23 protein-coding genes are annotated in these 24,911 nt (G+C 72.5%); 12 read left to right on the forward strand and 11 right to left on the reverse strand.

Annotation, left to right across the window (positions count from 1 at the left end):
- Positions 1–23: 23 nt before the first annotated feature.
- Positions 24–2,804: an AfsR/SARP family transcriptional regulator gene (locus Air01nite_RS12965; RefSeq protein WP_203702304.1), complete on the reverse strand. Its 2,781-nt coding sequence runs from the start codon at positions 2,802–2,804 to the stop codon at positions 24–26.
- A gap of 270 nt (positions 2,805–3,074) precedes the next feature.
- Between Air01nite_RS12965 and Air01nite_RS12970 the strand changes: the two genes are divergently transcribed.
- From Air01nite_RS12970 to Air01nite_RS12980, 3 genes are read left to right on the forward strand one after another with little or no spacing between them, the layout of a single operon-like run.
- On the forward strand, positions 3,075–4,343 hold the full coding sequence (locus tag Air01nite_RS12970; RefSeq protein WP_203702306.1) for a GTPase domain-containing protein: 1,269 nt from the start codon (positions 3,075–3,077) through the stop codon (positions 4,341–4,343).
- Positions 4,340–4,960 carry a hypothetical protein gene (locus Air01nite_RS12975; RefSeq protein WP_203702308.1) on the forward strand — a complete coding sequence of 207 codons (621 nt, stop codon included), beginning with the start codon at positions 4,340–4,342 and terminating at the stop codon, positions 4,958–4,960. The genes Air01nite_RS12970 and Air01nite_RS12975 overlap by 4 nt, the downstream gene beginning before the upstream one ends.
- A gap of 7 nt (positions 4,961–4,967) precedes the next feature.
- Positions 4,968–5,699 carry an enoyl-CoA hydratase/isomerase family protein gene (locus Air01nite_RS12980; RefSeq protein ID WP_203702310.1) on the forward strand — a complete coding sequence of 244 codons (732 nt, stop codon included), beginning with the start codon at positions 4,968–4,970 and terminating at the stop codon, positions 5,697–5,699.
- Here Air01nite_RS12980 and Air01nite_RS12985 read toward each other — a convergent pair.
- Both Air01nite_RS12985 and Air01nite_RS12990 read right to left on the reverse strand, forming a co-directional pair.
- Positions 5,688–6,890, reverse strand: coding sequence for a DNA polymerase domain-containing protein (locus tag Air01nite_RS12985; RefSeq protein WP_203702312.1), 1,203 nt, complete (start codon positions 6,888–6,890; stop codon positions 5,688–5,690). The genes Air01nite_RS12980 and Air01nite_RS12985 overlap by 12 nt on opposite strands.
- Before the next feature lie 13 nt (positions 6,891–6,903).
- Complete coding sequence (locus Air01nite_RS12990; RefSeq protein WP_203702314.1) at positions 6,904–7,893, reverse strand: NADPH:quinone reductase; 990 nt, start codon at positions 7,891–7,893, stop codon at positions 6,904–6,906.
- Positions 7,894–8,059: 166 nt separating this feature from the next.
- On the opposite strand from Air01nite_RS12990, the gene Air01nite_RS12995 reads away from it, so the two are divergent.
- Positions 8,060–9,427, forward strand: a complete 1,368-nt coding sequence (locus tag Air01nite_RS12995) for a glycosyl hydrolase family 18 protein (protein ID WP_203702316.1) — start codon at positions 8,060–8,062, stop codon at positions 9,425–9,427.
- A 22-nt stretch (positions 9,428–9,449) separates the two neighbouring features.
- Here the strand turns inward: Air01nite_RS12995 and Air01nite_RS13000 are convergent, their stop codons facing one another.
- Positions 9,450–10,088, reverse strand: a complete 639-nt coding sequence (locus tag Air01nite_RS13000; protein ID WP_203702318.1) for an NADPH-dependent F420 reductase — start codon at positions 10,086–10,088, stop codon at positions 9,450–9,452.
- Positions 10,089–10,159: 71 nt separating this feature from the next.
- Here Air01nite_RS13000 and Air01nite_RS13005 point away from each other — a divergent pair, with 71 nt between their 5' ends.
- Both Air01nite_RS13005 and Air01nite_RS13010 read left to right on the forward strand, forming a co-directional pair.
- Positions 10,160–10,759 carry an iron transporter gene (locus Air01nite_RS13005; protein ID WP_203702320.1) on the forward strand — a complete coding sequence of 200 codons (600 nt, stop codon included), beginning with the start codon at positions 10,160–10,162 and terminating at the stop codon, positions 10,757–10,759.
- Between the two features lie 43 nt (positions 10,760–10,802).
- Positions 10,803–11,771 (forward strand): phosphotransferase, encoded by a 969-nt coding sequence (locus Air01nite_RS13010; RefSeq protein WP_239090681.1) that lies wholly within the window; start codon positions 10,803–10,805, stop codon positions 11,769–11,771.
- On the opposite strand, the gene Air01nite_RS13015 is transcribed toward Air01nite_RS13010, so the two are convergent.
- The 4 genes from Air01nite_RS13015 to Air01nite_RS13030 are packed head-to-tail and all read right to left on the reverse strand — an operon-like array spanning position 11,749 to position 15,306.
- Positions 11,749–13,851, reverse strand: a complete 2,103-nt coding sequence (locus Air01nite_RS13015) for a bifunctional polysaccharide deacetylase/glycosyltransferase family 2 protein (protein ID WP_203702321.1) — start codon at positions 13,849–13,851, stop codon at positions 11,749–11,751. The two genes, Air01nite_RS13010 and Air01nite_RS13015, sit on opposite strands and share 23 nt — an antisense overlap.
- Complete coding sequence (locus Air01nite_RS13020) at positions 13,851–14,231, reverse strand: hypothetical protein (protein ID WP_203702323.1); 381 nt, start codon at positions 14,229–14,231, stop codon at positions 13,851–13,853. Before Air01nite_RS13020 ends, Air01nite_RS13015 begins: the two co-directional genes overlap by 1 nt.
- A complete protein-coding gene (locus Air01nite_RS13025) occupies positions 14,228–14,755 on the reverse strand; it encodes a hypothetical protein (RefSeq protein ID WP_203702325.1) in 528 nt (175 codons plus the stop codon). Before Air01nite_RS13025 ends, Air01nite_RS13020 begins: the two co-directional genes overlap by 4 nt.
- On the reverse strand, positions 14,752–15,306 hold the full coding sequence (locus Air01nite_RS13030; protein ID WP_239090682.1) for an RNA polymerase sigma factor: 555 nt from the start codon (positions 15,304–15,306) through the stop codon (positions 14,752–14,754). The genes Air01nite_RS13025 and Air01nite_RS13030 overlap by 4 nt, the downstream gene beginning before the upstream one ends.
- Positions 15,307–15,463: 157 nt before the next feature.
- Between Air01nite_RS13030 and Air01nite_RS13035 the strand changes: the two genes are divergently transcribed.
- A complete protein-coding gene (locus tag Air01nite_RS13035; protein ID WP_203702328.1) occupies positions 15,464–16,921 on the forward strand; it encodes a long-chain-fatty-acid--CoA ligase in 1,458 nt (485 codons plus the stop codon).
- Between the two features lie 43 nt (positions 16,922–16,964).
- On the opposite strand, the gene Air01nite_RS13040 is transcribed toward Air01nite_RS13035, so the two are convergent.
- From Air01nite_RS13040 to Air01nite_RS13050, 3 genes are all read right to left on the reverse strand, one after another.
- Positions 16,965–17,267 carry a hypothetical protein gene (locus Air01nite_RS13040; protein WP_203702329.1) on the reverse strand — a complete coding sequence of 101 codons (303 nt, stop codon included), beginning with the start codon at positions 17,265–17,267 and terminating at the stop codon, positions 16,965–16,967.
- 64 nt (positions 17,268–17,331) lie between these two features.
- Positions 17,332–17,772: a nitroreductase family deazaflavin-dependent oxidoreductase gene (locus Air01nite_RS13045; RefSeq protein ID WP_203702330.1), complete on the reverse strand. Its 441-nt coding sequence runs from the start codon at positions 17,770–17,772 to the stop codon at positions 17,332–17,334.
- Positions 17,773–17,809: 37 nt separating this feature from the next.
- The gene (locus Air01nite_RS13050) at positions 17,810–18,973 is read right to left on the reverse strand and encodes a monooxygenase (protein WP_203702331.1); all 1,164 of its coding nucleotides are present in this window, start codon (positions 18,971–18,973) and stop codon (positions 17,810–17,812) included.
- An 84-nt stretch (positions 18,974–19,057) separates the two neighbouring features.
- Between Air01nite_RS13050 and Air01nite_RS13055 the strand changes: the two genes are divergently transcribed.
- From Air01nite_RS13055 to Air01nite_RS13075, 5 genes are all read left to right on the forward strand, one after another.
- On the forward strand, positions 19,058–19,561 hold the full coding sequence (locus Air01nite_RS13055) for a sigma-70 family RNA polymerase sigma factor (protein WP_203702332.1): 504 nt from the start codon (positions 19,058–19,060) through the stop codon (positions 19,559–19,561).
- Positions 19,554–20,402 carry a hypothetical protein gene (locus tag Air01nite_RS13060; RefSeq protein ID WP_203702333.1) on the forward strand — a complete coding sequence of 283 codons (849 nt, stop codon included), beginning with the start codon at positions 19,554–19,556 and terminating at the stop codon, positions 20,400–20,402. Before Air01nite_RS13055 ends, Air01nite_RS13060 begins: the two co-directional genes overlap by 8 nt.
- 67 nt (positions 20,403–20,469) lie before the next feature.
- The gene (locus Air01nite_RS13065; protein WP_239090683.1) at positions 20,470–21,495 is read left to right on the forward strand and encodes a D-2-hydroxyacid dehydrogenase; all 1,026 of its coding nucleotides are present in this window, start codon (positions 20,470–20,472) and stop codon (positions 21,493–21,495) included.
- A 100-nt stretch (positions 21,496–21,595) separates the two neighbouring features.
- On the forward strand, positions 21,596–23,152 hold the full coding sequence (locus Air01nite_RS13070) for a hypothetical protein (RefSeq protein WP_203702334.1): 1,557 nt from the start codon (positions 21,596–21,598) through the stop codon (positions 23,150–23,152).
- 63 nt (positions 23,153–23,215) lie between these two features.
- Positions 23,216–24,727, forward strand: coding sequence for a hypothetical protein (locus Air01nite_RS13075; protein ID WP_203702335.1), 1,512 nt, complete (start codon positions 23,216–23,218; stop codon positions 24,725–24,727).
- Positions 24,728–24,911: the final 184 nt, after the last annotated feature.

Consider the following 24,911-nt stretch of genomic DNA (forward strand, 5'->3'; position numbering starts at 1 on the left):
AACGCCGCGCGTTCATAGCTTGGTCATCGCACGCTCACAGGCGCTTGAGCCAACCTGGCTTTGACCTTCGCCGCGTTGGCGTGCCCGAGATCGTCGAAGACCGCCACCGCTCGACGCCATGCCTCGCACGCGGGACCGACCTCGCCGGCTGCCTGATAGGCATCGCCGAGATGGACCGATGCCTCGGCCTCGTGGAACCGGTCACCCAGCATCTGAAACAAGGCGATCGCTCCCCGATAGCTGGCGATGGCTCGTTTGTGATCTCCGAGGCGATGATGGATGTATCCGAGGCTGTCCCGGGTGTTCGCCTCGAGCCGGCGATCGCCGACGTCCTGGAGCACCGCCAATGCCTCGGTGCACGAACGCAGCGCCTCGCGATAGTCACCGAGCAGGGCGTGGTACCAGCCGACCCCGTTGAGCGCCTTGGCCTGGCCCGGCCGGTCGCCTGCGAGCCGAAACAGCTCGAGTCCTCGTGCCGTCAGCCGCAGTGCGTCTGCCGGTCGGCCCTGGAGTTCGGCGATGCGGCCGAGGCTGTGGTGGGTCCGTGCCTGCCCGCGGTTGTCCGTGAGGTCGGTGAAGAGCACCAGCGCGGCATGGAAGTGGTCCTGCGCGGCGTCGTATTCGCGAAGCCATTCGTTGACCCGCCCCAGCCACCGGTGGGTAAGCGCGAGCGGGTACGGGTCGTTGAGACGTCGCGCGGACGAGTGCGCCACCTGCTGGGTCTCCGCCCAGTCCTGCCAGTGACCGCGACGCTCGAAATACCCCGCGAGCGCGCCGGCGATCTGCCAGGCATGCGTATCGAACCCGGTGGCCGCGGCGCCACGGATCGCGGCGAGCAGGGCCCGGTACTCGCTGCCGAGCCACCCCAACGCGTCATCGTGGTCCACCGGGCGAGGCAACACCGCCGCGGGGGACGGTTCCGGGAGATCGAACGAGTCGCGATAGCGGTCGAGGACGTCGGCAGCGGCTACGGCGCCGTGCAGGTAGTGATCGAGCAGGCGACCGCGGGCCGCCTGCCGGTCGGGCTCGGAATCGAGGCGACCAACGAGTTCGATGGAGTACGCGTGTAACAGGTCGTGACACGTGTACCGACCCGGCACATGCTCCAAAAGGAGGTGCGCCCGGGTCAGCTCGCGTACGAGTTCAGCGGTCTCGGCTGGTTCGACTCCCAACAGACTCGCCAGCGCCGGCGTGCTCGCATCCGGTCCGGGGTGGACGCCCAACAGCCGGAACAGCCGGGCGGCGCCGTCGCTGAGTCTGCGGTAGGACCAGGAGAACACGGTACGGATGTCGGCGGACCGGTCACCGAGCTCGAACGGGTCGAGGCCGTTGCCGCGACCTCGCAGATCCGCGACCAGCGTCGTCAGCGCGAAGTCCGGGCGCATCGCGGCCTGGGCGGCGATGATGGCGAGGGCGAGCGGCAGGCGGGCCGAGATCTCGGTCATGGCCTCGACCGCCGCGGGGTCGGCCGCCACCCGGGCCGCACCGAGCCGTCGCGTCAGCAGCAATCGCCCCTCCTCGGGCGTGAGAACGTCGAGGGTCATCGCCCGCGCACCCTCCACGGCGACCAGGCCAGCGAGATCGTTACGGCTGGTCACCACCGCGACGCAGCCCGGCGCTCCGGGCAACAACGGTCGTGCCTGCTCGGCACTGCTCGCGTTGTCCAGCACGACCAGGGTCCTGGTGCCGCCGAGAAGGCTGCGGTAGAGGTCGATCTGTGCCTGCTGACTGGCTGGGATTCTGGTCGGGCTGACGCTGAGTGCGGCTAGGAAGATCCGGATCGCCTCGGCCGGCGCCATCGGGGGATGGTCGTCGAAGCCGAGCAGGTTGACGTAGAGCTGGCCGCCCGGAAATCGGTCCCCGACCCGGTGCGCCCAGTGAATCGCCAGTGACGTCTTGCCCACGCCCGCCGGGCCGCTGATCGCCGCGATCGGAACGGCCGGCGACTCGGATTCGGCGAGGAGACGGTCCAGTGTGGCGAGATACCTCTCGCGGCCGGTGAACCCGGCGACCGCCGGAGGCAGGAGGGCGGGCGCCGACGCCTGCTGTGGAAAGCCTCGTCCGTCCGCGGGCGATGGCAGCGCTCGCGGCTCGGCGACTTCGAGATCGGCTTCGCCACGCAGGATCGCGATCTCGATTCGCTGGAGTTCGGCGCTGGGATCCAGGCCCAGGTCGTCGGCCAGGTGTTGGCGCGCCTCGCGATAGATCCGCAACGCGTCGCCCGGGCGGCCGGACCGGTAGAGCGCCAGGACAAGCTGCCCGACCAGCCGTTCTCGGGTCGGATGTGCGGCGACCAGGCTGGTCAACTCGTCGAGTACGTCGCGATGGTGGCCCAGGCGCAGCCGAGCGTCCGCGCGATCCTCGATGGCGACGAGCCGGCCCTCGTCAAGTCCTCGACAGAGCCGCTCGCACTGATCCGGTGGTGCCGCGCCGGCCAGCGCAGGTCCGATCCATAGGGCCAGCGCGCGATTGAGGATGTCAACACGGTCGAGGTCGTCCTCGACCTCGCGGGCCTGTTCCGTGAGTGCTCGAAACCGGTGAGCGTCGATGGATAGCGGGTCGGTGTGCAGCATGTAGCCGCCTCCCGAGCGCACCAACTCGGCACCGGCGAGGACCGAGCGAAGGCGAGACGCGCACACGCGCACCGCATGGACCGCCGTGCGCGGCGGCGATTGCGGCCACATCAGCTCCACGAGGCGATCGACCGAAACGACCTGGTTGGCCTCCAATGCCAAGACCGCGAGAACAAATCGCTGCTTACGAGGTCCGAGCGGGATCGGTCGGCCGTGCACGTACGCCTGCACCGGTCCTAATAGTCGAATGTCCATGTGATCCTCGCTCCCGTCGTCGCCAGGCTCCGGTCCGGCTCTTCCCTGCGGCGAGATCACCATGGCCGAGTCCCCGTCAGAGCGGATACGGGGAAATCCCCCTATCGCCGCCGTGTTATTCGAAACGCTCGATTGTCGTGGGCCGATGTCTTCGGCGGATCTGGGACCCCCGTCACCGGCGGCGTCTGCGATTCGGGCTGCTCTCGGCCTAGGTATCACCGCAGGGATGCGTGCCCTCCGCAGGGTATGGATGTCTTCACCCTGGCACTGCTCGCCCTCGTCGTCGTGGCGGTCGTCCTGCTGGTGCGGCGCCGCCGGGCGGCCCGGCCCGCGCCGCCACCGCCGCGCGGTGACGACGGTGTGCCCACCTTCCGGGTCGTCACCCTCGGCCCGCGCGGATCGGGCAAGACGCTGCTGCTGGCCAGCATGTATCACCAGATGCAGACCTGGGGCGGGCGCGGCTACTTCCTCTCCGCGCCCCGGGAGCAGGTGGCGCTGCTCAACCAGTGGTTCACCGAGGTCGAGGACCCCGGCCGCGACTGGCCGGCCGGCACGGTGACCGCCGACACCCGCGAGTTCACCTTCGACGTGCGTACGCGTGGCGGTTCCGGCGCCCTGCACACCGTGCTCAAGCTGCGCTACCTCGACTACGCCGGCACCCTGCTCACCCAGCCGCCCGAGCCCGGCTCGACCTTGTGGAAGGACCTCGACGACCGGATCGAGGGCGCCGACGCGCTGATCGCGGTCATCGACGGGCACCGGGTGCGGCAGTGGCTCGACGGCCGGCGCGAGGGTCAGATGGGCCTTCAGCACGCGCTGACCGCGATGATCAGCCGGATGCTGGTGGTCGAGAAGCCGGTCACCTTCGTGATCACCAAGTGGGACCTGCTGCGGGACGTCGACGCCGACGAGGACGGCCGGCTGCGGACCGTACGCAAGCTGTTGATGACGAACCAGGGCTTCCGCGACCTGGTGCAGGAGCACAGCGCGCGGCGGGTGGTGCGAATCGTGCCGGTCTCCGCGGTCGGGCCGGCGTTCGCCGAGCTGGACGAGACGGGCGCGATGACCAAGCTGCCCGACGGGCTGCTCGAGCCCACCAATGTGGACGTGCCGCTCGCCGCCGTCGTGCCGGACGTGTTCGAGCAGATCATGCTGCGGCTCGACCAGGCCAAGCTGGCCGCCGAGTTCAGCCGGTTGCGCCGGCAGACCCGGCGGTCGCCCGGCGAGGCGTTCGCGGAGCTCGGCGCCACCCTGATCCGGTCCGGCAACCGGGTGATCGGCGCGCTGAACCCGCTCTACTCCTCGCTGGTCGGGCTGGCCGCCGCCGACCTGATCCGCCGTCAGGACCAGGCGGCGGCCAGCCACGACGCGCACGTGGCGCGGCTGCTGGACGAGGCCGAGGCGCACATCGAGGAGTTCCAGCTCGCGCAGCGCAAGGTGGTCCGGGAGTTCCGCAGCCGCGTCGACGTGCTGGAGGGCCGGCTGGCCAGCTCCCGCCTCGGCGGCACGCCGTGAACGGCTGGCCGGTCGCGGTCGCCGCCGGGCGGCGCCGCGACTACAGCACGGTCCTGGCTCCGGACATCATCGCCACGGAGTACGGCGTGCTGGTCGAGTCGCTCAGCCCAGGCCCGGTCGGCGGCCCGGCCCGGGTGCGGGCGGTGACGACGGCCGGCGGCACCCGGCTCACCGTCGCCTACCGCACCCACCCCCTGACCAACGGGGACGGATCCCCGCTGCGGGACGAGCAGGGCAGGCCACTGCTGATGATGTACGGCCTGGCCCGCACCGGCACGACGACGAACCCGCCGGCCGAGGCCGACCTGGACCACGCCCGCGGCCCGGCGCTCGCCGCCTACCGCGAGTTCCTGGCCGGCGAGGAGGCGTTCCGCGCGCTGCCGTCGCGGCCGGTCCCGGTCCACTGGGCAGGCGGGTCCGACGCGGCCGGGCGGCGGGACCCGCGCCTGTTCCGGGCCGGGCTCGCGGCGCTCGCGGTCGTCGTGGTCGTCGCCCTGATCGGGTGGTTCTTCCTGCGCCCGGGCGCCGACCCGGGACCGTGCCTGACCGCCAGGGTCGACGCGAAGGCGACCTGCCCACCGCCCACACTGGACCCCGCCCGGACGACGGTGCGATGATCGCGGCGTGATCAGCGTCGACGAACGCGGCGCCGTCCCGGTCGTCACGATCGCGAACGGTCCGGTCAACGTGCTCGACCTCGAGACGCTGCGGGAGCTGACGACCGTCCTCGCCGGCCTGGAAACCGCGCCCGCGCTGGTGCTCACCGGCGAGGGTCGGGCGTTCTCCGCGGGCGTCGACCTCAAGCGGCTGATCGAGGGCGGCGAGGCGTACACCCGGGAGTTCCTGCTCGCTCTCGGCGGTGTGTTCCAGGCGGTGTTCGACCACCCGCGCCCGGTGGTGGCCGCGGTGAACGGCCACGCGATCGCCGGCGGGTGCGTGATCGCGGCGGGCTGCGACTACCGCTTCATGTCGGCCGGCACGATCGGCGTGACGGAGCTGCTGGTCGGGGTGCCGTTCCCGGGTGCGGCGCTGGAGGCGATCCGGTTCGTCCTGGGCCCGCGCACCGCGTCGCTCGTGCTCACCGGCCGCACGCTGAAACCGGCCGAGGCGGCCGCGGTCGGGCTGGTCGACGAGGTGGTCGGCCCGGCGGAGCTGCTGGACGCCGCGACGAAGCGGGCCGAGGCGTTCGCGGCCATCCCGGCCGCCAGCTTCACGATGACCAAGCGGGCCCTGCGCGCCGACGCGCGCCGCCTGATGGGTGACGGCTCCGTCGACGAGATCATCGCGGCCTGGAACAGCCCGCCGGTGCGGGCCGCCATCCAGGCCTACCTGGAAGGCCTGGCCTCACGAGCCTGAGCCGCGGGCCCAGGGGTTGTAGTCGACCTCGAGGGGCTCCTGCTCCGGGCGCTCCGCCTCGGGGACGTGCTGGAGGTTGACCCGGATCCGGTACCAGATCGAGCTGCGCCCGCGCATGCCGTCGACCAGCACGTCGGCCGGCTGCAGGTAGCCGACGATCGCGGCGTGCCGCTGCTTCCACCGGTCGAGCGCCGCCAGCGACTCGTCCTTGGTCTTCGACCGGGCGATCTCGATCAGCGGCATGGTCTGCTGGCGGCGCCCCTCGCCCTTGGGCGGCTTCTCCGCGGGGCCGAGCCGGCGGGCCAGGTCGAGCAGCGGCTCCAGCGAGCCGCCCGCGGACTCGATGCCGGCCCACGCGTCGCCGCGCAGCGCCCACCGGTCGAGGACCGTGCTCAGGGTGAAGTCGGCGGGCCGGCAGTCGGGGACCTCGTCCCAGGTCAGGGGAGTGGAGACGCGGGCGTCGGGCAGCGGGCGCACCGAGTAGGCCGAGGCGACCGTGCGGTCCTTGGCGTTCTGGTTGAAGTCGACGAAGACGCCTTCGCGCTCCTCCTTCCACCAGCGGGCGGTGGCCAGGTCGGGCACCCGGATCTCGACCTCGCGGGCCACGGTCTCCGCGGCCAGCCGCACGTCGCGGTAGCTCCACAGCGGGTCGATCCGGGCGTAGATGTGGAAGCCGCGCGACCCGGAGGTCTTCGGCCAGGCGGTCAGCCCGTGCTCCTCGAGCACCTCGCGGGCGACCAGCGCCACGTCGACGATCTGGCCCCACTCGACGCCGGGCATCGGGTCGAGGTCGACGCGCAGCTCGTCGGGATGGTCGAGGTCCTCCGCGCGTACCGGATGCGGGTTGAGGTCTATGCACCCGAGGTTGACCACCCAGGCGAGCCCGGCGGCGTCGCGGACGACGGTCTCCGCGGCGGAGGTGCCGGAGCGGTACTGCAGCTCGGCGACCTCGATCCAGTCGGGTCGCTTGGCCGGGGCCCGCTTCTGCCAGATGGCCTCCTCGCCGAGGCCCTTGACGAAGCGTTTGAGCACCATCGGCCGCCCGCCGACGCCGCGCAGCGCGCCCTCGGCCACGGTCAGGTAGTAGCGGACCAGGTCGAGCTTGGTGTGACCGGCCTCGGGGAACACCACCCGGTCGGGGTTGGTGACCGTCACCTCGCGGCCGGCGACCTCCAGCACTTCAGACGCCACATGCCCACCCTAGTCAGGAGATGTCGGGGTCGACGGCGATCAGGACCTTGCCGACCGCGCCGGCCTCGACGGCGTCGTGTGCCGCGGCGGCTTCCGCGAAGGGGAAGACGGTCGTCGGCGGGGCAGTGAGCAGGCCGGCGGCGAGTGCGGCGGTGATGTCGACGGCGGCCTGCGGGAACGCCTCGTCGGGCATCGTGTAGAGCAGCACGAAACGCAGCAGCAGGTTGCGGTTCATCAGCTCGCGCACCGTCAGCTCGGCCGGGCGCGGCTCGGCGGCGTAGCAGGCGATCGTCGCGTGCGGGGCGGCGACCGCCAGGTCGAGGTCGAGGTTGCTGGCCAGCGCCACCTCGATGATCCGGTCGACGCCGTCGGGTGCGAGCGCGCGGATCTCGTCGGCCGCGCCGGGTGCGGTGTAGGTGACCACGTGCCGGGCGCCGGCCTCGCGGGCCAGGGCGGCCTTGGCCTCGCCGGAGACCGTGCTGATCACGGTGGCGCCGTCGGCCAGCGCGAGCTGGATCGCGTAGCGGCCGACCGCGCCGGCGCCGCCCGCGACCAGCACCGTGCGGCCCTCGACCGGGCCGTCGGCGAACAGGCAGCGGTGCGCGGTCACCGCCGGCACGCCCAGGGTCGCGCCGAGGGCCGTCGACGCGTTGGCGGGCAGCGGGACCGCCTGGTCCGAGGGGATCACGGTGTATTGCGCGGCCGAGCCCCACGGCCGGCGGTAGGCGGCCATGTAGAGCCACACCCGCTCGCCGATGCGGGCGGGGTCGACGCCGGGACCGACCTCGTCGATCACGCCGGCGCCGTCCTGGTTGGGCACCTGGAAGTGGCTCGCGCGGGGTTGCGGCACCATGCCGGAGCGCGCTTTCCAGTCGGTCGGGTTGACGCCGGAGTACGCGACGCGCACCCGCACTTCGCCCGGACCGGGGCTCGGCGTCTCGATCTCCTCTATCCGCAGCACATCGGCGGCAGGACCCGGCTCTCGGTAAACGGCAGCGCGCATGGTCGACAGCTTAACGAGGGCGTCAGACATCCATTGACTTGAATAGTAAAGTTTCCTAAGCTTTTGGCCACCTCGAGGCCCATCGGCGGGACCACCCCACCTCCCGCCGCAGACGCGCGTACCTCCGCACCACTCCACGAACAAACGCGCCCTCGAAAGGCCTCACATGATCAGAAGACTCGCCGCGGCCGCGCTCGCCACCGCGACCGCGGTCGCCGCCGGCACGCTCGCCGTGCTGGCCGCGCCGGCGCCCGCCCAGGCTGCCGTGCTGCCCAACGGCTTCAAGAGCGTCGGCTACATGCCCTCGTGGGCCGGCAGCGCCACCGCGATCCAGTACAGCAAGCTCACCCACGTCAACTACGCGTTCGTGCTGCCGACGGGCAGCGGCGGCCTGACCGCCGTGGACAACCCGAGCAAGCTGCAGCAGATCGTCAGCCTCGGCCACGCCGCCAACACCAAGGTGCTGATCGCCATCGGCGGCTGGAACGACGGCAACGACTCGGCCTTCGAGCAGATGGCCGGCAACGCGACCGCCCGCAACACCTTCGTCAACAACGTCGTCAACCTGGTCAACCAGTACAACCTGGACGGCGTCGACATCGACTGGGAATACCCTGACCCGGGCACGAGCGGCAACAACTTCACCGCGCTGATGTCGCAGCTGTCGACCGCCATGCACAGCCGCGGCAAGCTGCTCACCGCCGCCGTGGTCTCCGGTGGCACCACCGCGGGCGGCGTGCAGCCGGCCGTGTTCGGCTACGTCGACTTCCTCAACATCATGACGTACGACGGCGGCTCGCCCCACGCCAACTACAACTGGACGATCGACAACATCAACGGGTGGAAGGCGCGCGGGCTGCCGGCGAGCAAGGCGGTCGTCGGTGTGCCGTTCTACAGCCGGCCCGGCGGGATTCCGTACAACCAGATCATCGCGCAGAACCCGGCGTACGCGAACCAGGACTGCGCCACGATCAGCGGTGTCCAGCAGTGCTACAACGGCCTGCCGACCGTGCGCGCCAAGACGCAGTGGGCGATGGCCAACGCCGGCGGGATCATGAACTGGGAGCTGTCCCAGGACCCGAACAACGCCAACTCGCTGGTCAGCGCGATCTACACGGTCGCGACCGGCGGCAGCAACCCGCCGCCGACCGGCCGCACCGGGCGGATCACGGGTCTGGCCGGCAAGTGCGTCGACGTCGCGGCGGCCAACACCGCCAACGGCACCGCCGTGCAGCTCTACACGTGCAACGGCACCAACGCCCAGACGTGGACGGTGGGCACCGACGGCACGATCCGGGCGCTCGGCAAGTGCATGGACGTCGCCAGCGGGTCGACCGCCAACGGTGCCAACGTGCAGCTGTGGGACTGCAACGGCTCCGGCGCCCAGGTCTGGCAGGCGCAGTCCAACCAGACGCTGCGGAACCCGCAGTCCAACAAGTGCCTCGACGTGCGCGACAACAACAGCGCCGACGGCACCCGGCTCCAGATCTGGGACTGCTTCGGCGGCGCCAACCAGCGCTGGGTCCTGCCCTAGCGGCCACCCCCGGGAGGGGCTCCTAGTAGGGGTCCCTCTCCGGGTGCCGGGCCGTGGCGATCGCCTCCCGGGCGGCGGCGGCGTCGAGGTTCGCGTTGTAGACCGGGGTGCCGGGTTCCTGGCGCCAGCTCTGGTCGAGCGAGCCGCCGTCGATCGGGTCGAAGCCCAGCGCCTCGATCAGGTCGCCGACGACCCGCTTGGCCTCGGCGTCGTCGCCCGCGACCGGCACCGCGATCCGGCCGGGTGTGCCGGCCGGCACGCCGGCCTCGGCGAGCCGCTGGAAGTTGATGGTGTTGAGCGCCTTGACGACCCGCGCGCCGGGCAGGTGGTCGGCGGTCCACCGGGCCGACGCGGCGCCGCGCTCGATCTCGGCGATCCGGCCGTCGCGCTGGGGGTAGTAGTTGTCGGTGTCGACGACGATCCGGCCGGCGAACGCGTCCCGCGGCAGGTCACGGACGGCGTGGGTCGGGATCGCGAGGATCACCAGCGCGTGGTCGGCCGCCTGCTCGACCGTGCCGGCCAGGACCCCGGGCTCCCGCTCGAGCTTGTCGAGGGTCTCCGGGCCGCGCGAGTTGGCGACGACCACGGTGTGACCGAGGGCGCCGAGCCGGCGGGCCAGCGCGCCCCCGAAGTGCCCGGCACCGATGATTCCGATGTCCATATCCTCTGGAAGATACCCGGCGAGCGTGATCTTCCGGGGTTATCCACGCCATCCGGGGGTATGCCGCGGACATGACGACGGAACCGACCTACCCGCCGATGGAAGAGAGCAACGAGGCCACGCGCGAGGAACTGCGGGTCGCCCGGGAACAAGGGGACTCGTACGGGCACGCGATCGGCGCGATGGCCGACGAGGACGGCGCCGCGACCGCCCGGGCCGGCGACTACCTGGTGGCGTTCGTCAACGAGAACGCGGAGGGCATGTACATGCTCGACGACGGCGTGCTGCTGTGGCGCGAGGCGGCGCCGGACGCGAACGTGCACCTGGAGGTCGCGGTCGCCGACGCGGGCGACGGCCGGTTCGTGCCGGGGCTGCGGGTGCACGTCGACGTGGAGCGCGACGGCAAGCCGATCCTGACCAACGTCGAGCTGCCGTTCCTCTGGCACCCGTTCCTCTACCACTACGGCGGCAACGCGAAGGTGCCCGACGAGGGCCCGTTCGACGTGACGGTGCGGATCGCGGCGCCGACGTTCATGCGGCACGACCCGGTCAACGGCAAGCGGTATTCGTCGCGGGTCGACGTGCGGTTCGACCGGGTGGCGTTCGCCAACGGCCGCAAGGAGAGCCCGGAGGGTTCGCCGCGCGGTGCGGACGCCCCGACGGCGAGCTGAAATCCGTTTCGGCGTCCGGCGCGCGCCGTCTAGGGTGGCGCACGTGCGCGAGGTGTCGAGCGAATCCACAATAGACGGCAACGACTGGCACGACCCGGTGTGGCGGGCCGGCGCCGAGGCCTGGATCGTCGAGCGGGTCGGCTCGCCGGTGACAGGCCCCATCGACCAGACGCGGGTACGGCCGTGGTCGGTGAGCCTGCGGGTGCCGACCGCGCAGGGCGTCTACTGGTTCAAGGCCAACACGTTCGGCTGCCGCTACGAGGCGGCACTCGCGTCCGCGCTGTCCGGGTGGGCGCCGTCGGCGGTGCTGGTGCCGGTCGCGGTCGACGCCGAGCGGGGCTGGCTGCTGACCGCCGACGCGGGCCCGATCCTGCGGGAGTCCTCGCCGACCCTTTCCGCGTGGGAGGGTCTCCTGGAGTCATACGCCGACCTGCAGCGGTCATTGTCGGCGCGGGCCGACGAGATGGTCGCGCTCGGCGTCCCCGACCAGCGGCCGGCGGCGCTGCCCGGCCTGCTCACGTCCCTGCTCGACGACCCGGCGGTCCGGGCCGACCTCGGCGAGTCGCGGCTGGCGGCGGTCGGCGCGGTCGCGCCAGAGTTCGCGTCGTGGTGCGCGGAGCTGGCCGCGGATGGGTTGGCCGCCTCGCTGCAGCACGACGACCTGCACGACGGCAACGTCTTCGCCGGCGGCCGGTTCTTCGACTGGGGCGACGCGAGCGTGGCGCACCCGTTCGGAACGCTGCTGGTCACCCTCTCGTCGGCGGGCTACGCCTTCGACCTCAAGCCGGGCGCCCCGGAACTGCTCCGCCTGCGCGACGCCTACCTGTCGGGCTGGCCGGGCGACCCGGCGGCCTTGCGGCGGTCCGCGACCCTGGCGTGCCGGGTGACCCGCGTCAGCCGGGCCCTGTCGTGGCGGCGTGCGCTGCACCGCTCGGCCCTGCCGCTCGACGACGACATCCGCACGGCCCCCGCCGAATGGCTCGCGGAGCTCACGGAACCGGACGTCGTGTGACCGGTTCGCCGACCAGCGCCGCGGCGGCGCCCGTGCGGGTCATCCGGTGCCAGCGCAGGCGGCTGCCGAGCAGGGCCGTGACCGCGGCCTGGACCACGACCAGGTACATGATCTGGCGGTAGACGATCTGCTGGAACGGCAGGCTCCACAGCGGTCGCAGTGACTCGCCGTCCAGGCGCAGGGCGTACGCCGCGGTCGCCGCCTGGAGCAGCAGGAGCAGCAGCCAGCCGGCGGCGAGCTGGGAGGCCGGCAGGAAGAACAGGCCGTAGACGGCGAAGACGTCGACCGCGGGCGCGGCCAGCGGCAGCAGGACCTGGAAGACGGCGAGGTACGGCAGCGCGCGCCGGCCGAGCCGGCCGCCGGCGGACCGGTGCTTCCACATCGCCTGCATCGTGCCGTAGCCCCAGCGGTAGCGCTGCCGCCACAGCTGGCTCAACGTCTCCGGCGCCTCGGTCCAGGCGATCGCCCGTTCGGCGTACGCGACCTCCCAGCCGGCGCGGTGCACGGCCATCGTCAGGTCCGTGTCCTCGGCCAGGGTGTCGCCCGGCACGCCGCCCGCGCTCAGCAGCGCCGCCCGGCGGAACGCGCCGACCGCGCCCGGGATGGTCGGCATGCAGCGCAGCACCGCGTACATCCGGCGGTCGAGGTTGAAGCCGATCACGTACTCGAGGTGCTGCCACCGGCCGAGCAGCCGGCCCCGGTTGGCCACCTTGGCGTTGCCGGACACCGCGCCGACGCGCGGGTCCGCGAACGGCTGCACCAGGCGGTGGATGGTCTCGCGTTCGAAGACGGTGTCGCCGTCGACGAGGACGAGCAGGTCCGATCGGGCGTACGCGATGCCGGTGTTGAGCGCCGCGGGTTTGCCGGCGTTGCGTTGCCGCACCACCCGCACGCCCGGCAGGCCGAGCCGCTCGACGATGTCGGCGGTCCCGTCGCTCGATCCGTCGTCCACGACGATCACCTCGACCGACGGATGGTCTCCGCCGACCAGCGACAGCACGGTCGCCCGGATGTTGGCGGCCTCGTTGAACGCGGGCACGATGACCGACACCGGCGCCCAGACGCCGCGGCTGGGCGGGCGCCGGCGCCGGGCGTGCCACCACGCGCAGCCGACCTGGAACGCGAGCCGGCCGGCGCCGAGCACCAGCGCCACCGCCAGCAGCCAGGTCATGAGCGTGGACAGGCCCGCGCCGAGCGACTGGAACCAGCGCAGCGCGATGCCGGAGAGCCGGTCGCCGTTCGAGGCCGACGGCGCCGGCACGCCGAGTGCCGCCGACACGGTGGTGAACCGGTATCCCTGGCGCTGCAGGTCGGGTATCAACCGGTCGAGGGCCGCGACCGTCTGCGACCGGTCGCCGCCGCCGTCGTGCAGCAGGATCACCGCGCCCGCCCCGCCGGCCGGCATCGCCGCCCGCGCGATGGCGTCCACGCCGGGCCGGCGCCAGTCGTTGGTGTCGAGGTCCGCGAGGACCGCGATCTGCCCCTGGTCGGTGGCGTCGCGCAGGGCGGACAGGTCGGCGGCCGTCACGTCGCCGGGGCCGGACGAGAACGGCGGCCGGAACAGCGGCGCCTGCAGGCCGGTCGCACCCGCGATGGCGGTGCGGGTCAGGCTCAGCTCCAGGTGCCGGCGCCAGGTCGCGGCGGCGCTGAGATCCGCGTGGGTGAAGGTGTGTGAGGCCACGTCGTGGCCCTCGGCCACGATCCGCCGGGTCAGGGCCGGATCGGCGTTGACCTTGGAGCCGACCACGAAGAACGTGGCGGGCACGTCGTGGCGACGCAGCACGTCCAGCACCTGCGGCGTCCAGGTCGGGTCCGGGCCGTCGTCGAAGGTGAGCGCGACGGTCCGGGCGGGCAGGGAACGGGTCGCGAGGCCGCGCGGGTCGGCCCTGACGAACGGCCCGGACAGCGGCGCCGCCGCGGGCGCGGACGCGCCGGGCCGGCCCGACCCGCCGCCACCGCCCTGGGCGTAGCCGTGGAAGGCGAGCCCGGCGAGCAGGACCACGAGACCGAGCGCGAACAGCACCCAGTGCGCACGGGGATCACGCCGCGCGACGTGGCGCGGCCGGTGTCCGGCGGGCATCAGCTGCTCTTGGGCTGCGGGTGGTCGGGTCTTTCCGTCGGGCGGTTGTCCCGGCCGACACCCTTGCCGGGACGGTCGGTGGGGTTGGGTGTCGCGTTCGGTGCGGTCGCCGACCGCGACCCGCTGGTCGGTTCGGCGCCCGGTTTCGTGGTGGGCGCCGCCGGGGCGGGTGGCGCCGGGCCGATCACGGCGGATTCGGGCTCGGGCGTCGCGCCGCCGTTCCCGACGGTCCAGCCGGTCAACGGCAGTGGCGACCCGGCGACCAGGCCGGCGGCGAGCAGTCCGAGGGCGCCGAGGAGGAGCGCGGCCGAGGTGACCGCGACCCAGCCGAGGAGGCGCCGGCGGCGGCCGGTCCGGTCGACGAAGACGTCCGCGCTCATTGCCGCTGACCGTTGGGCGTGTTGGCCGGGTTGGGTGACTTCCTGCCCGGCGTGGGCTGTTCGGTGTTGCGCCGGGGGTGCGGGGACCGCGCGTGCTCGTTGGGCCCCTTGGGCTTCCTGCTCGGCGACGCGGACGGAGGCGGACCGGGCGTACGCGTGGTGTGCTCGCCGGCCGGGGCCGGTGGCCGGGCCGGGACCGCCGGCGCCGGCCGCGGCTCCTCGCGGTCCGGGATGGGCAGCGTGCCGGTCGCGCTGGCGACCGCGAGGCCGGACCCGGTCAGCAGCGCGCCGGCGATGGCGACCTTGATCGCGAGCAGCCGCGACAGTGTGCGGCGCGCCCGCACCGGCCCGGTGGTCCGGTCGGAGGCCCGGAACGCCGCGGTGGCCTCGGGCTCGCCGACGAACTCGTGCGGGCCCGCCGGCCCGCGGGCGGCCGTCAGCACCCGACCGAGCGGGGTGCCGCCGTGCCCGCCGTCGAGGAGGGCCTCGGCGGCGGCGCGGTCCGGCCACCGCCCGGTGGTCATTCCGACTCCTCGGGCATGAGTGCGGACAGCCGCCGCAGGCCCCGGTAGGCGGCGGTGCGCACCGCGCCGGGCCGCTTGCCGAGGATCCGGCCGACCGTCTCCGCGTCGAGTCCCATCACGACCCGCAGCAGCACGGCTTCGGCCTGTTGCGCCGGCAGCGTGGCGATGAGCGCGACCGCGGCGCCGGTGGCCACCGCGTCGGCCGCCTCGTGCGCGGTGTCGGCGCCGCTGGCCAGGTCCATCAGCGCCTCGACGGGCACCGGCACGCTCGGTCGCCGGCGCAGCTTGCGGGCGTGGTCGAGCGCACGGTGCCGGGCGATGGTCACGGCCCAGGCACGGAAGTTCGCGTAGTCGCCGCTGAACCGCGGCAGGTCGCGGCAGACCTGCAGCCAGGTCTCGGAGGCCACGTCCTCGGCGTCATCGCCGATCAGGCCGCGCAGGTAGCGCAGCAGGGCCGGCTGGACCGCGCGGAACAGCTCACGGAAGGCAGCCTCGTCGCCCGCCTGCGCGGCGATGACGGCGTCGGAGAGGTCGGCGGGGCCCGCGCTCACCGCAGGCTCCGACAGGTCCAGCTTCACGGGTAGGAGAGCGCCACCGCCTGGCCGCGTGTCACACGCTGCGGAATGTGACGGATCGGCCACGCATCGGCCGATCTCGACGTGGCACCGGGGCGGCGGCAGAATCGAGGCAGACCGTTGGGAGGCCGGCATGTCCTTCAACCTCAGCGTGATCCTGCGCGAGTCGGCCCGCCGCGACCCGGCCAAGACCGCCGTCATCCTCGGCGACCGCAGGGTCAGCTACGCCGACCTCGACGCCGCCGCCGACCGGGCCGCCGCCGGTCTGCTGCGGCACGCGTCTCCCGGCGACCGGGTCGCGTTGATGCTGCCCAACCGGGTCGAGTTCCTCGAGTGCTACTTCGGCATCCTCAAGGCGGGCCTGGTCGCGGTGCCGATGAACCCGCTGCTCAAGGCGGCCGAGGCGGCGCACATCCTGGCCGACAGCGGCGCTCGCGCGGTGGTCGCCGGCGACCTGTCCGCGGCGGCCGTCGAAGGCGCCGGCGTGCCCGTGCTCAACCCGGACCGCCCCGACTATCTGGGCGCGCCGGCACCGCTGCCATGGGCGGCGAGCACGAACGCCGACGACACGGCGGTCATCATCTACACCAGCGGCACGACCGGCCGGCCGAAGGGCGCCGAGCTCAGCCACTTCCAGCTCTACCTGAACTGCTCGCTGTCCGGCGACCGGTTCGACACGCGCCCCGACGACGTCTCGCTCGCGGTGTTGCCGTTCTTCCACGTGTACGGGCTGTCAAGCGTCGTCAACGTGGCGATCCGGCTGGGCGGCACGCTCGTGGCCGTCCCGAGGTTCGACGTCGAGCTGGTCCTCGACGCCCTGCACGACCACCGCGTCAGCGTGCTGGCCGGCGTGCCGACGATGTACCACGCGCTGCTCCACGCCGACACCGGTGGCCGGGACCTGTCCGCGCTGCGGATCGGCTCGTGCGGCGGCGCGTCGATGCCGGAGGCGGTGCTCAAGGGCGTCGAGGAGAAGTTCGGCATCACGGTGCTGGAGGGTTACGGCCTGTCCGAGACCGGCAGCACAGCGACGATGAACCCGAGCGTCGACGACCGCCGGATCCGCTCGATCGGCCGCCCGATCTGGGGCGTCGACGTGCGCGTCGCGGCACCCGACGGCGGCGAGGTGCCGGTCGGTGAGGTCGGCGAGCTGCTGGTCCGCGGCCACGTGGTGATGAAGGGCTACCACGCCGACCCGGCGGCCACCGCGGCGGCGATCCAGGACGGCTGGCTGCACACGGGCGACCTCGGCCACCGGGACGCGGACGGCTTCCTCTACGTCGTCGACCGGATCAAGGACCTGATCATCCGCGGCGGCTTCAACGTCTATCCGCGCGAGGTCGAGGAGGTCCTGTACGGCCACCCGGCCGTCGCCGAGGCTGCGGTGGTCGGCCGGCCGGACGAGCGCCTGGGCGAGGAGATCGTGGCGGTGGTCGCGCTGCGCGCGGACGTGGACCCGGCGGAGCTGATCGCGTACTGCCGGGAACACCTGGCCGACTACAAGTGCCCGCGCGAGGTCCGGGTCCTCGACGTGCTGCCCAAGAGCGCGACGGGCAAGCTCCTCAAACGCGAGCTGCGCGACCGGCTCTAGGACAGCGCGAAGGGCGACCGGAGCGGTCGCCCTTCGCGTCCTGTCAGAGTAGGCAGGTGACCTGCACCGAGGCGCGGAACAGATGGCCGAAGTACGGGTCGGTCCAGGTCTCGAAGACGGCGGGCGGTTCGACGAGCGTGCACTCGCCGTAGTAGCCCATGGACTGTGCCGAGTTGCGGGCGTCGTCCAGCGCGCCGTCGATCGCGGTCTGTGCGGTCAGCCCGCGGCTCGCGCCGCAGAAGACCGGGCTCGCCGCCGCCGGTGACGCGGCCAGCGCGACCATGGCGATCGCGCCGGCCACGACGGACAGGCCCGCACCGGCATGACGGCCCCGGATCAGCTTCATCGATCACTCCTTCCCGCGGGGAACGTGCTCTTAGCCGCGGGCACGGATCGACGAACGCCGTGGTTCAGGCGTCTTTCGGCGTCAAGACGAAAACCGGGATGATCCGGTCGGTTTTCGTCTGGTACGAGTCGTAGTCCGGCCAGGTCGCGGTGGCCCGCTTCCACCAGACCGCGCGCTCCTCGCCGCTGACCTCGCGGGCCGTGTAGTCCTGGCGCACCGCGCCGTCCTGCAGCACGACGTGCGGGTTGGCGACCAGGTTGTGGTACCAGAACGGGTTCGTGGGTGCGCCGCCCTGCGAGGCGACGACCGCGTACTCGCCGTCGTGCTCCACCCGCATCAGCGGGGTCTTGCGGATCTTGCCGGACTTCGCGCCGACCGAGGTCAGCAGGATGATCGGTCGGCCACGCATCGTATTCGCTTCGGCACCGTCCGTGGCGTCGAACAGATCGGCCTGCTTGCGGGCCCAGGCGGTCGGGCTGGGGGCGTACTCACCGCTGAGGGGCACGGTGTCTCCTTAGCTTTGCTATGGGGGTGATGCGAAGCTATCTCGGCTGCGCCGCTTCGACCACGACGGCCAGGCACATCTCGTCGGCGGTGCCCTCGCCCCAGACCACGTAGCGGGGCGGCAGCGTGCGCAGCGCCGGCAGCTGCCCGCGCAGCCCGGCGTCGTGTGTGCAGGTCACGCGGTACGTGTCGCCGGGGCGCACGGTGACGCCCGCGCCGACCGGGCGGACGGCCTGGTCGTCGAAGTCGAACGCCGGGACGTCGAGCAGCGTGCGGGCGCCCGGTGTGCCGGGGTTGAGCTCGACCTTGATCGACCGGCCCAGCAGGTGCATGTGCCCGCCGACGCCGTACACGGTGGCGGGCCTGCTCACCCGGCGGGTGCAGGACTGGGTCGGGCCCGGCGCGGGCGCACCGCAGAACCGGGCGAGCCCGGCCACCATGTCGCCCGCCCGGGCACCGAACCGGCGCACGACGTCGGCGACCGCGCGGTCCCGGTCGCACAGCTCGCCCCGCTCGCCTGCCGCGCACGGCAGCTCGACCGGCGCGGGCAGCAGCGTGGTGCGCAGCGGCGTCAGGTCGCCGCCGGCCAGCCGCAGCCGGATGCCGGAGCGGTCGGAGCCGGCCGGCGCCCCGCCGGTGGCCAGCAGGCTGTAGTGGATCTGCATGACCAGCAGGCTGCCCGGGCGCAGCTCGAAACCGAGGCCCGCGGGGTAGCTGCTCTCCCCGCCGCCCGGGGCCCAGCTCGCCACCCAGGACGGGTCGTTGCCGATGCCGGCGTCGCCGAAGCACCGCCAGCCGTCGCCGTCGGTGGCCGCGTCGTGTGCGCGTACCCGGTCGGCGTCCTCAGGCGCGATCCGGAAGAAGATCGCGTGGTGCACGATCGCGGCGTTCTGCGGCCGGAACTGGCTGCCGGTCAGGAACGCGCGCGCGGTCAGCTTGGGGTCGACCACGAAGCAGCGGTATTCGTCGAAGTCGTCACCGGGCGGATCCGGCGTGTAGGGGCGGTCGAGGCCGGCGTCGACGAACCGCTCCCCGGCCCGCAGCGGCCCGGCCGGCGGTGGGCTGGTCGCGCCGTGACCGGCGTGCGCCGTGGGCGTTTCCGCGGTCGCCGGTTTCGGCGACGTAGGCTCGGGCGCACCGCAGGCCGCGAGCCCCAACGCACCGACGGTCAGCACGGCGACGAGCGACAAACGCCGGAACATGCATCGCAATGTATCCCGCTCGGGTGCAACCACGCTCGCCCGTGCCACGTAAGAGATGCGTACCCGGGGCGAAGGGAGCAGCCGGTGCGCGATGCACCAAGTTTCGACGAGTTCTACCGGACCACCGCGACAAGGACGCTGCGGTACGCGTTCGCGGTGGTCGGTGATCATGCCGAGGCGCAGGACGCCGTGCAGGAGGCGTACGCCCGTGCCTGGCGGCGGTGGGAGACGGTGTCCGGGCATCCGGCACCGGAGGCGTGGGTGCGACTGGTGGTGAACCGGCTCGCGACCGACCGCTGGCGGCGGCTCGGCGGCCTGGCGGGTGCGTTGCGGCGCACCGGTCCGCCGCCGAACGCGCCACCACCGAGCGAGAACACGGTCCTGCTCGTGGCGGCACTGCGGCGGCTGCCCGCCAACCACCGCAGGGCGCTGGCCCTGCACTACCTCTGCGACCGGTCGGTCGAGCAGATCGCGGAGGAGACCGGAGCGGCGGTCAACACGGTGAAGTCGTGGCTGTCCCGCGGGCGGGAACGCCTGGCGGCGCAGTTGGCCGGCGCCGAGATGGACATGGGGGTGCGCGATGCCTGAACTGGAGAGCTGGTTCACCGAACTGGCCATGGATGTCGACGGCAGGGGACTGTCCGGAGCGGCCGAGGTGCGCCGGGCGGCGGACCTGCGGGCCCGGCGGCGGGGTGCGTTCACCGCCGGTGCGGCGGCCGTGGCGGCCGCGGCGGTGGGTGTGGGCGTGGTGACGGTGCCGGCGTCGCAGCCAGGCCCGGTCGACCCGACGCCGACGGTCCCGGCGACGCCCACGCCTACGCCGGTGCCCACGACGACGCCGACGTCTCCTGTGGGGGAGAAGCCGGTCACGTCGGTCCCGGACCGGGCGTTCTTCGACCTGCCCGCGGACCGTCGCGGCAACGGCTGGTCCCGCCAGCCGATCGAGGAGGACGACCTCACGCGGTTCTGCACGGACCCGTTCGCCGACGACGAGAACGTCACGGCCCGCCGCGGCCTCCACACGGCGCATTTCAAGCCGGGCACGGCCGACCAGGGCTACACGCCGATCGGCACGATCGAGCAGGTGGTCGCCGCCCACCGGCCCGGCGGTGCGGCGGCCGCGATGGACCGGTTGCGCGCGGAGATCGACGACTGTGCGACGTTCACGGTCGGCTCGACGACGTACGAGCTGGAGGTTCTCGAACCGCCCGCGTACGGCGACGAGGCCGTGCACGTGGCCGTCAACTTCCAGGGCCGCTACAACCCGGATGCGGATCCCTTCCCGAACACCAACCAGATTCTGGTCGTACGGGTCGGCGACACCGTGACGGTGCTCCGTGACCGTGCCTGGGAGGGTGGGCAGGCCAAGCCGGCGGAGGTTCGCCTGTTCGGTCAGCTCGCGGTCGACGCGCTCGACGAGTGGCGCTGACCGGCGCAAGCGACGGGGGCCCGCGTCGGCGACGCGGGCCTCCTTCATCTTTGGCAAGCTGTGCCCCGTGTCCGTACGCGTCCTGATCGCCTCATACTTCGAACCTGAGCTGGTTGACCGGATCGCCGCCGTCGATCCGCGGGTCGACGTCAGCTACGAGCCGGACCTGCTGCCCGTCCCGCGCTACGTCGCGGACCACACCGGGTCGCCGCGGCCGCTCAGCCCGGAGCAACAGGACCGCTGGGCCAAGGCGTTGGCGGCCGCGGACGTGTCGCTCGGTTTCGACTGGCAGGCGCCGGCCGAGCTGCCGTCCCGGGCGCCCGGGCTGCGGTGGGTGCAGGCGACCAGCGCGGGGATCGGCGGTTTCGTGCGCGGCGCCGGCCTCGACCGCACGGACATCACGTTCACCACGGCGGCCGGCATCCACGCGGTGCCGCTGGCGGAGTTCGCGGTCCTGGGCGCGCTGCATTTCGTCAAGGGCGTGCCGGAGCTGCGTTCTCGGCAACGCGCGCACCAGTGGGAACGCTTCACGACCGCGCGACTGGCCGGGCGGACCGTCACAGTGGTCGGGCTGGGCGGGATCGGGCGGCAGGTGGTGACCAGCTTCGCGGCGCTGGGTTGCCGGGTGCTGGCGGTGGGGCGGCCGGGGCGTGCGTACTACATCGGCGCCGCTACGGGTCTGTACTCCACCGACGACCTCGACGAGCTGCTGCCGCGTACCGACGTGTTGGTGGTCTGCACGCCGTTGACGCCCGCGACGCAGGGCCTGATCTCGGCGGCCCGGCTCGCTCTGCTCAAACCCGAGGCGATCGTCGTCAACGTCGGCCGGGGACCGGTCGTCGACGAGCCCGCGCTGATCGAACGGTTGCGCGGCGGCGCGCTCGCGGGCGCGGCGCTCGACGTCTTCGAGACAGAGCCGCTGCCGGCGGACTCGCCGTTGTGGGACCTGGACAACGTGCTGGTCTCGCCGCACTCGGCGTCCACGGTGGACACCGAGAACACCGCGATCACGGACCTGTTCTGCGACAACCTGCGCCGCTACCTCGACGGGCGCGAGCTGCGAAACGTGTACTCGCGGGAGCTTGGTTACTGAACGCCCCGATTTGCCATGTGGGGTGGCGGGCCGTCCGCACGATCATCTATGGTCTGCCGGTTTGATCACAGAGTTTCTTAACCCCTTCATAAGGAACCCCATGTCGATGAAGACTGCCCGCCGGCTGCTCGCCGGTCTCGCGGTCGCCGGTGCGTTCGTCGCCGCGAGCGCGCTTCCCGCCGCCGCCCAGGCAGCCCCCAACCTGCAACTGAGCGCGTACGACGCGCTCGTGGCGCCGGACGCCTTCATCAGCTCGAACGTGTGGCTGGGCACCGATGACGAGTTGGAAGGCCCGGTCTCCCTCACGGTCGACACGTCGGACCTCAACGGTGCGAGCATCGACTGGTCGGTCAGCGGCTCCGACTGGCTCTGCTCGCCCGAGTCCGCCACGGTGACGCGCTGCGACCGGCCGGTCGGCCAGGACGAGACGTTCGGCGTGGGCTTCTACTACACCGTCGCGGGCAAGGCGGACGCGGAGGTCGGCACCGAAGGCAGCATCAGCTTCGCCGTCGAGGTCGACGGCGCCACGGCGACCGCGAAGTCGGCCGTCACCATCGCCGAGGCGAGCGACCTCTCCACCGGCGGGCTCGACGAGAACGGTGAGCCGCCGACGCTGAACGCCACCGGCGAACCGGGCGGCCTCGCCAAGGCCAACGCCCCCGTCTCCAACGTCGGCAAGTCCACGGTGGAAGGTGCGCGGCTCGTCATCTCGCCCGACTACCGCACCGCCTACGCGGGCAACTTCTCGAACTGCACGAACTACGAGTTCGCCTTCGCCGTCTGCGAGTTCGACGAGCCGCTGGAGCCGGGGAAGAACTACCGCCTCTCCGAGGACATCCCGTACTCCATCGACAAGCTCGCCCGCACCGGCGCGGTCTACACCACGTACACGGACTGGTGGGTCGAGGGCGACTGGAAGCTGGTCGAGAAGTCCTGGATCGAGAACGCCGGTGGTGAGCCCCAGCAGGGCACGGGTGAGCGGCTGCGCCTCGAAGAGGTGGCCAACGCCCGGCGCGCGCCGCAGACCGACGTCACCCCTTACGACAGCTTCCAGCAGGTCAAGATCACGGTGGGCGGCGACAACCACGTCGACATGGCCGCGGTCGGCGCCACCGCTTCCGGCGCCGTCGGCGCGACCGTCACGGTGAAGCCGGGCATCGACAACCTCGGCCCGGCCTATCTGGAGTCCCCGGAGGAGATGCCGACGAAGCCGGCCGTGCGGATCACCGTGCCCGAGGGTGCGACCGTGGTCGAGGCGCCGTGGGACTGCGCCCCCTTCACCGAGGGCGGCACCTGGCCCGCCGACGAGGACGCGTGGGGCAAGGCGGGCGCGCGCGAGTACGGCTGCCTGGTCTGGGACGTGTTCCCGGGGAACCCGTACGAGTTCGAGTTCAAGCTGAAGATCGACCAGGTGGTCGAGAACGCGGTCGGCACGATCACCGCCAAGATCGACGGTGACCCGAACGCCGCGAACGACACCGCCGAGATCGTGCTCAACAGCACCGGTGACGGCGGCGGCAGCGGTGGCGGCGACGGCGGCGGCCTGCCCGTCACCGGCCCGCAGGCGACGCTGATCGCCGGCGCGGGCGTGCTGCTCGTGGGCGCCGGCGCGGCCTTCGTGCTGGTCCGACGCCGCCGGACGCGCTTCGTCGCCTGAGCCAATCCAGATCATGGACCCCGCCGGCCGGCGGGGTCCATGATCTCTTCACGGAGGACACCCATGTCGATGACCACCGCCCGCCGGTTGCTCGCCGGTCTCGCGGCCGCCGGCGCGTTCGTCGCCGCGACCGCCCTTCCCGCCCACGCCGCGCCGGGCATCGAGATCGACACGGCCGACCTGCTCGTCGCGCCGGATTTCAGCGCCGGAGGCGAGCTGCGCGTCCGCGGCCAGACGGGCGTGACCGGCGAGATCTCGGTGGTGATCGACTCCACCGCGCTCGACGTCGCGGACGTCGACGTGAGCGGTTCCGGCTGGGACTGCGACGTGCCGCGGGGCACGATGATCCGCTGCGTGGTCCAGGCGAACGAGAACACCTACTTCGAGACGCTCCGCTACCAGGTGTACGGCCACCCGGGCGCGGCGCTTGGCAGCACGGGCACGATCGCGTTGACCGCTTCGAACGATGGCACCACGGTGTCGGGCAACTCGGTCGTCACGATCGCGCAGGCGAGCAACCTCGCCGCCGGTCCGCCGGTCGCGGTGACCGCCGACCCCGGCGGCGTCGCCACGGCCAACCAGCCGGTGTCCAACGTCGGCGGGTCCACGGTGGAGGGTTCGGTCCTCGTCCTCTCGCCGTTGTCGTCCCGCACGCGCTACCGCGGCGACTTCGGCAACTGCGTCAACTACGGCGACTATTTCGTCGTGTGCGCGTTCTCGCAGCCGCTCGAGGCGGGCCGGAACTACGCGCTGTCCGACGAGCTTCCGTACGCGGTCGACCGGCTCGCCCGCACCGGCGCCGTGTTCCACGTGGCCTCGACGTGGTACACCGAGGCAGACTGGGACCTGATCAAGGACTCCTGGATCGGCGGCGGCGTACCGGCCACGCCCGGCGCCGGAGCTGCGGTGCGCCTCGAAGAGACGGCCAACGCCCGCCGGGCGCCGCAGACCGACACGGACATCAGCGACAACTCGTCGTCCGTCGACATCACGGTCGGCGGAAACCAGCCGGTCGACCTCGCCGCCACGGGCGGCACCATCCCCCAGGACACCATCGACCCCGAGGGCATCGCGTTCGACCCGGCCTTCCGCAACCTCGGACCGGCCATCCTGGAGCAGCAGCCCCAGCAGGACGAGCCGATCGTGCGGATCGTCTTCCCGGAGGGCGTCGTCGGCGGGGCGTCGACGGAGTGCGCGCCGTACTCGTCGGGCGACCCGTGGCCACCGGCGCCGGAGGCCTTCGGCCGCGGCGGCGCACGCGAGTACGGCTGCCTGGTCTTCGGCGACGTAAACCCGGGCGACACGGTCTTCTACTCGTTCCTGCTCCGAATCGAACGCGTGGTCCCGGGCGCGAAGGGCATGATCACGGTCAAGGTCGCCGGCGACTCGAACCCGGCCAACGACTCGGCCGAGATCGTCCTGGGCCCGGCACCTGGCGGTGGCGGCGGCGGTGGTGGCCTGCCGGTCACGGGCCCGGTGGCAACGGTGATCGGCAGCGTCGGCGCCCTCCTGATCGCCGCGGGCGCGACCGGCTTCATCCTGTTCCGCCGCCGCCGAACGCGCTTCGTCGCCTGACGTTCTCGAACCACGGAACCCGCCGACCACCCAGCCGGCGGGTTCCGTCGTTCCGGCCAGACGACAGTGGCGGCGGTAGCTGCTGGCCAGAAGGCGCGTGCGCGGGTTCGTCGGTTGGCCAGCTCGGTCGTTGGTGAAACAGGTTCGTGGTCTGACCCTTCTGGACCGCGGAGTCGCCCTCCGT

The sequence above is a fragment of the Asanoa iriomotensis genome (assembly GCF_016862515.1).
GTDB lineage: Bacteria > Actinomycetota > Actinomycetes > Mycobacteriales > Micromonosporaceae > Asanoa > Asanoa iriomotensis.